Annotated in this window: 1 protein-coding gene; it reads right to left on the reverse strand. The window is 61.8% G+C overall.

The window, feature by feature from the left end; genetic code table 11:
• Nucleotides 1-9 precede the first annotated feature (9 nt).
• A protein-coding gene (locus NFL01S_RS33825) for an IS3 family transposase (protein WP_157117337.1) occupies nucleotides 10-1,154 on the reverse strand; the annotation gives its coding sequence in 2 pieces (ribosomal slippage) (nucleotides 10-875 and nucleotides 875-1,154; 1,146 coding nt in all).
• Nucleotides 1,155-1,221: the final 67 nt, after the last annotated feature.

A 1,221-nucleotide genomic window follows, 5' to 3' on the forward strand; every position in this document is an offset into this window, starting at 1 on the left:
TTTGGTGTTTCAGGCCGCGAGTGCGGGCCGGTTTATTGTCTCAAACTCGATCGGGGTGAGTCGGCCGAGTCGGCGCTGCCGACGGGTGCGGTGGTAGGTCTTCTCGATCCAGACCACGATCGCCAGGCGGAGCTCGTGGCGGGTCGCCCACCGTTTCCGGTCGAGCACATTCTTCTGCAGCAACGCGAAGAACGACTCCATCGCAGCGTTGTCACCACATGCTCCGGCCCTGCCCATCGAGCCGCGTAACCCATTGACCGACAGTGCATTCACGAACTTACGAGAGCGAAATTGACTACCCCTGTCCGAGTGGACAATCGTCGCGGTGGGTGATCGGAGAGCGACCGCGTGGTTCAACGCCGACACTGCCAGCGACGCCTTCATCCGTGAATCGATCGAGTATCCGACGATCCGGTTGGAGAACACGTCCTTGACGGCGCACAGATACAGTTTTCCCTCACTTGTGCCGTGCTCGGTGATATCTGTCAACCAGACCGCGTCCGCGACGGTGGCGGTGAAGTTGCGCCCGACGAGGTCGTCGTGAACCGGCGGGCCGGCCTTACGGCCGAGTCCTCGTTTCTTGGCGAAGACGCTCCAGATCCGCTGCGCCGAACACAACCGGTGGACCCGGTTTTCACTGGCATGGATACCGCGGGCAGGCAGCTCGTCGGCGATGAATCGGTAGCCGAATGCCGGGTCGTCGGCATGGATGTCGAGAGCGGCGTTGATCAGATGGGCGTCGTCCCAATCACGCTGCGAGACAGGGCAGCGTTTCCATTGATAGAACGCTTGGGTGGAGAAGCCGAGTACCCGGCAGGTCACCGCGACGGGGATACCATCAGCGGCTAGGTCGAGGACCAGCGGGTAGCTCATTTTGGGTTGACGTCCCGCGAGAAATAGGCGACCGCGCGACGCATGACCTCGGCTTCTTGTTCCAGCTGGCGGATCCGTTTACGCGCTTCGCGCAGCTCGGCCGATTCGTCGCGGGTAGTGCCGGGCCGATGTCCGTCTTCGATATCAGCTTGCTTGAGCCAGTTCTTCACGCAACTCTGAGAGATCCCGAAATCCCTGGCGACCTGAGTCAACGAGATCTCGCCCTTACGGGCGACCGCGACTACGTCGCGGCGGAACTCCTCGGGATACGGCTTCGGCATGGTGAACATCCTTCCAGCGAGGAGCAATCCTCACAGGTCAGGAGTCAACCGAACCGGGGGCAGTCCC

Source organism: Nocardia flavorosea NBRC 108225 (genome assembly GCF_001613385.1).
Lineage (GTDB): Bacteria > Actinomycetota > Actinomycetes > Mycobacteriales > Mycobacteriaceae > Nocardia > Nocardia flavorosea.